General features: G+C 73.5%; 3 protein-coding genes. All 3 read left to right on the forward strand.

Going from position 1 to position 6,040, the window contains the following annotated elements; translation table 11 throughout:
* Positions 1–3,154: hydantoinase B/oxoprolinase family protein (locus tag DVH02_RS32575; RefSeq protein ID WP_114627453.1), on the forward strand; the 3,154-nt coding region annotated here is incomplete at its 5' end.
* Between the two features lie 208 nt (positions 3,155–3,362).
* Positions 3,363–4,907: a hypothetical protein gene (locus DVH02_RS32585; protein WP_114627454.1), complete on the forward strand. Its 1,545-nt coding sequence runs from the start codon at positions 3,363–3,365 to the stop codon at positions 4,905–4,907.
* A 134-nt stretch (positions 4,908–5,041) separates the two neighbouring features.
* Positions 5,042–5,965, forward strand: coding sequence for a hypothetical protein (locus DVH02_RS32590; RefSeq protein WP_114627455.1), 924 nt, complete (start codon positions 5,042–5,044; stop codon positions 5,963–5,965).
* Positions 5,966–6,040 lie beyond the last annotated feature (75 nt).

Here is a 6,040-nt window from a genome sequence, read left to right on the forward strand (position 1 = left end):
AGCCGTGCATGAGGACGACGGCCTGCGCAGCGCCGCCGTCGTCCTCATGCACGGCTACTGCCACCCCGCCCACGAGCGCGCCGTCGCCGACGCGGCGCGGGCCGCCGGCTTCACCCAGGTCAGCTGCTCGCACGAGGTCAGCCCGCTGATCAAACTGGTGCCGCGCGGCGACACCACCGTCGTGGACGCCTACCTCTCCCCGATCCTGCGCCGCTACGTCGACGAGGTCGCCGCCGAACTCCGCTCCGTCCGGCTGATGTTCATGCAGTCCAACGGCGGACTGCGCGAGGCCGCGCACTTCCGCGGCAAGGACGCCGTCCTGTCCGGCCCGGCCGGCGGGGTCGTCGGCATGGCCCGCACCTCCCGACAGGCCGGATTCCACCGGGTCATCGGCTTCGACATGGGCGGCACCTCCACCGACGTCTCGCACTACGCGGGCGCGTTCGAACGCGCACTCGGCACCCAGGTCGCCGGGGTGCGGATGCGGGTCCCCATGATGAACATCCACACCGTCGCCGCGGGCGGCGGCTCCGTCCTGCGCTTCGACGGCAGCCGCTACCGCGTCGGCCCCGACTCGGCGGGCGCCGTACCCGGCCCCGCCTGCTACCGGCGCGGCGGCCCCCTCACCGTCACCGACGCACAGGTCATGCTCGGCCGCCTCCAGCCCGCCCACTTCCCGGCCGTGTTCGGCCCGCACGCCGACCAGCCGCTCGACACCGAAGTGGTACGGGAGCGCTTCGCGCGCCGCGCCGAGGAGGTAAGGGAAGCCACCGGCATCGACCGCACCCCCGAGGAGGTCGCGGCCGGCTACCTGGAGATCGCCGTCCTCCACATGGCCAACGCCGTCAAGAAGATCTCCGTACAGCGCGGACACGACATCACCCGCTACGCCCTCACCAGCTTCGGCGGCGCGGGCGGCCAGCACGCCTGCGCGGTCGCCGACGCGCTGGGCGTCGGCACGGTGATCGTGCCGCCGCTCGCCGGGGTGCTCTCCGCGTACGGCATCGGAATGGCCGACGCCACCGCCCTGCGCGAACAGTCCGTCGAGGCGGAACTCACCGCGCCGACCCTCGCCCGGGTGCGCGAGCTGTGCGACTCCCTCGCGGCCCGCACCCGCGCCGAACTGCGCGCCGACTCCGTCCCCGACGACGCCATCACCACCCACGCGCGCGTGCTGCTGCGGTACGCGGGCACGGACGCGAGCCTGCCCGTCCCGCTCGGCGACCTCACCACCATGACCGCGGCCTTCGAGCGGGAACACCGCGCGCGCTACGCCTTCACCATGGACAAGCCCCTGGTGGCCGAGGCGGTCTCGGTCGAGGCGGTGGGCGCCTCCGGCGCCCGGGACGACGCCGCCCGCGCCGTCCCCGAGGCCGCGGGACCGGCCGAACCGTACGCGACGGTCAGCATGTTCACGCGGGGCGCCGCCCGCCCCACCCCGCTCCACCGCCGCCGCGATCTGCGCCGCCGCGCCACCGTCACCGGCCCCGCCGTCATCACCGAGGACGACGCGACGACCGTCGTCGAACCCGGCTGGCGGGCCACCGTCGGCGAACACGGCCACCTGCTGCTGACCCGGGTGACGCCGCGCGCCGCGCGCCGCGCGGCCGGCACCGACGTCGACCCCGTACTCCTGGAGGTCTTCAACAACCTCTTCATGGCGATCGCCGAGCAGATGGGCGTACGCCTGGAGAACACCGCCCACTCCGTCAACATCAAGGAACGCCTCGACTTCTCCTGCGCGCTCTTCGACGCCGAGGGCAACCTGATCGCCAACGCCCCGCACATCCCCGTCCACCTGGGCTCGATGGGCGACTCCATCAAGGAGGTGCTGCGCGGGAGCGGGGACGCGCTGCGCCCCGGCGACGTCCGCGCGATCAACGACCCCTACCACGGCGGTACCCATCTGCCCGATGTGACCGTGGTGACGCCCGTCTTCGGCGAGCACGGCACCGGGATCGAGTTCCTGGTGGCCTCGCGCGGCCACCACGCCGAGATCGGCGGCCTCACCCCCGGCTCCATGCCCGCCTTCTCCACGACCGTGCGGGAGGAGGGCGTCCTCTTCGACAACTGGCCGCTCGTCCGGGACGGCGTGTTCCGCGAGGCGGAGACCCGCGAACTGCTCACCACCGCCCCGTACCCGTCCCGCGACCCCGACACCAACCTCGCCGACCTGCGCGCCCAGATCGCGGCCAATGAGAAGGGCATCGCCGAACTGCGCCGGATGACCGACGAGTTCGGCTCCGACGTGGTGCGGGCCTACATGGGCCACGTACGGCGCAACGCCGAGGAGTCCGTACGGCGCATCGTCGCCGGGCTCTCCGACGGCTCGTACCGCTACCGCACCGACGGCGGTCACACCATCGAGGTCGCCGTACGGACCGACCGCGCGGCGCGCTCCGCCGTCCTGGACTTCACCGGCACCTCGCCGCAGCTCCCCGGGAACTTCAACGCGCCCGCGTCGGTGGTGACGGCCGCCGTGCTGTACGTCTTCAGGACGCTCGTCGCCGACGACATCCCGCTCAACAGCGGCTGTCTGGAACCGCTCGACATCCGCGTCCCCGAGGGCTCCATGCTCGCGCCCGCGCCTCCGGCCGCCACGGTCGCGGGCAACGTCGAGACCTCGCAGGCCATCACCGGCGCGCTCTACGCGGCGCTCGGCGTCCAGGCCGAGGGGTCGGGCACGATGAACAACCTCACCTTCGGCAACGACCGGGTGCAGTACTACGAGACCGTGGCGAGCGGCTCCGGTGCCGGTGACGGCTTCGACGGCGCCGACGCCGTACAGACCCACATGACCAACTCCCGGCTCACCGACCCCGAGGTGCTGGAGTGGCGCTTCCCGGTACGGGTCGACTCCTTCGCCGTCCGCGAGGGCAGCGGCGGCGCGGGCCACTGGCACGGCGGCGACGGCGTCGTGCGGCGGCTGCGCTTTCTGGAGCCGATGACGGTGACGCTCCTGACCGGCCACCGTGAAGTCCCGCCGTACGGCATGGCGGGCGGCGCGCCCGGCGCGCTCGGCGCCAACGCGGTGGAGCGCGCCGACGGCACGGTCACGGCGCTGCGCGGCGTCGACTCCGTGGAGGTCGGCCCCGGCGATGTGCTGATCATGCGCACGCCCGGAGGAGGCGGCTACGGGACGCCTGTGCGATGAGGCACCGGAGCGGCGGTACGGACGGTGGCGGCACCTGCGGTCACGGTACCTGCGGTGGAGTCACCTGCGGTCGCGGTACCGGCAGGCGCAGTACCTGCGGTGGCCGTACCTGCGGTCGCAGTACGGGCGGTCGCGTCGGGCGGAATCGGCCACGGCCGGTTCAGCACCGTTTCGCCCGTTGTCGGTGCGAGGACCTAATCTGTGCGATGTGACTTCGCCAGCCTCGACGGAATACGTTCCGCCCCAGCTCAGCGCGGGGCCGCGGCCCGCCCAGGGCCCGGCCGCCGACGAAGGGCTCGCGCGGCGGCTGCGGGCGCTCGCCTGCACCGCCCCGCTGCACGATCTGGACACCCGCAAGGCCAATCTCGCCGGGGAGTACTCCGTCTACGCGATGGCCGAGGTGGCCCTCTCCGCGATCGATCTGGTCACGCTCAACATGGACTTCGACACCGGGGCCGACCACGAGCAGATAGTGGCCAGACTGCTCCCGCGCGTCGCGGCCCAGGCCCCGCACCGCCCCGTCCCGGAGCACGAGCGCGTCGCCCGCTGGGTCCTGGAGAACCTGATCAACGTGGGCAGCGTGGACCGCGGCTTCCGCGCCGTCTACGGCACGTTCGGCACGGACGGCGTCTACACCCGCAGGGACTACGACTTCAAACTCATCGAAGAGGTCCCCGGCCACGGCGGCGAAGTCTTCCTGCGGACGACCGACGAGGCCGTCAACGTCCTGGTGGGCGCGCTCGACACGGACGTCACCAGCGCGCAGATCGCCGCCGAGGTCAAGCTGGAGGTCCTCATCAACCGCGGCAGGCTGGCCGACGCCCAACTCGCCGCCGAGCAGGCCAGATACCGCACCGTGCAGTACGCGGAGACGCTGCGCAGGACCCTGGAGGCGACCCGCCGCGACGTCCGCGCGGTCGACTGGCTCAACTCCGTACCCGACATGATCGACGAAGCGCTCGACCACGTCGCCGACCGCTACCGCCACGAGAACGCGATCCTGACCAACATCCGCAAGGCGCGCGACGAGGCCGAGACCGGCAACGACCCGAAGACCGCCGAGCACAAGCGCCGCGCCGCCGAACTCGTCGACATCGTCAAGGACTGCATCCGCCGGCACACCCAGCTCCAGTCCCGGCTGCTGGAGGCGGGCCCGCTGTTCCGCGCCGAACAGGACCGGCAGGCGTTCGCGCGCCCCACCGCGCACACCGGCCTCGACCTGTACGGCCAACTGGTCGCCCCGCTGCTGCCGCTGCCCGTCGAGCGGGCGACCAGGGTGACGGACGCCTTCTTCGCCCGGGGCACCGGGCTGCGCACCCCCACCGCCGTCCGGGTCGGCGATCTGGTCGACCTCCTGCTCACACCGCCCGTCGAGCGGGAGAACCTGGGCGCGGAGATGCCCGAGCCCGACCTCATCGCCACCCCGGACGACAGCCGCTTCACCGAGGAGCAGCTCGCGAGCGCGAAGGAACTCCTCACCCTGGAGTACGACGCCCCGCGCCGCCTCTCCGGCCTGCTGGCCGAGGCCCGCCGCCGCGACCCCGACCTGCCCTACCTGGTGGCCCTGCTCGCCGTCCACGCGGCGAGCCCCCCGGTGGGCACCGCCTACCGGCAGGGCGAGGAGCGCCTCGTGTTCGCCGTCGACGACGGCACACCGCTGGACGACCCCGAGTTCGGCGGCGCGGACCTGATCGTGGGCACGGCGCTGCTGGACGCGGCGGGCATGACGGCGGACCGCACGGAGGCGGCGTGACACCCGCCCGAGCGGTACCCCGCCGCCCGCTGACCGCCGCACGTCCCACCCTGCACGTCCCCCTTTCAGCTCCCACCTCCACCTCCACCTCCACCTCCACCTTGCACCGACATCCGCACCGAGGAGCCGCACCCGTGAGTGACCACCACGCAGAGCACACCGCCGCGTGGAGCGATGCCACCGCCCCGGAGACCCCGGAGCCGGTGGCTCCCGCGGCCGGTTCCACCGGCACGCCCGTCACCCCCGCCGACGCCGCCGACGCCGCGCGGCTGGTCTCCTTCGGCCTCCAGCCGAAGCTGCTGCCCGCCCGCGACGCCGAATACGCCGACCTGCTGCGCCGCTACCGCGAGGACCCCGCCTTCGCCCGGGTCGCCGACGCCGTCGCCACCGGATTCGGCCTGGTCGTCCTGGAGGTCTCCGCGCGCGCCGGAATGGCGGTCACCGCCGACGAGGACTCGGTGTTCGCGGTCCGCATGGGCGACTACGCCCGGCGCGCGTCCCCCGACTCCGCCGACCGCTTCCTGCACGGCCTGGCCCATCTCGCGGTGGCGGCGCTGGCGTTCCCCCGCCCCGAGGACCTCGCCGACGACGGCTACATCGGCCGGATCACGGTCAACGGGGTGGACGCCTTCGTCCGGCAGGCGTGCCGGAGACTGGAGGAGCGCGCCGAGGAACAGGGCGAGAACACCGACCCGTCGACCGACGCGCCCGGCCTGGAGGCCGCGTGGCGCATCTACGCCAGGCGCAGCTCGACCGGCGCGACCAAGGACGCGCGGCGGCTGGCGGGTTCCACGACGGGCATCATCGGCAAGGCCGTCGCGTTCCTCACCGACTCCGGATTCCTCCAGCGGACCGGCGACGACGCCGGGGGCGCCTACCGCACGACCGCCCGCTACCAGCTCCAGGTACGCGACATGGCGGGCCACGCGGCCATGGCCGAACTGCTGGAGCTGGGCGTGGTGCCGGTGAGCGACGGCTCCGCGACGCTGCTGCCCCCGCGCGAGGGGGACGACCTGGAGCTGGTGGCCGACGCCGGACTCCCCTTCCACGCGAGCTGACCGCCGAGCCCCCGCTCCACCGCGACACCCCACGCACCGCAGCCCCCCCCCAGAGCCCTCCGCACGTCCCTCCAC

The sequence above is a fragment of the Streptomyces corynorhini genome (assembly GCF_003346515.1).
GTDB classification, from domain to species: Bacteria; Actinomycetota; Actinomycetes; order Streptomycetales; family Streptomycetaceae; genus Streptomyces; species Streptomyces corynorhini.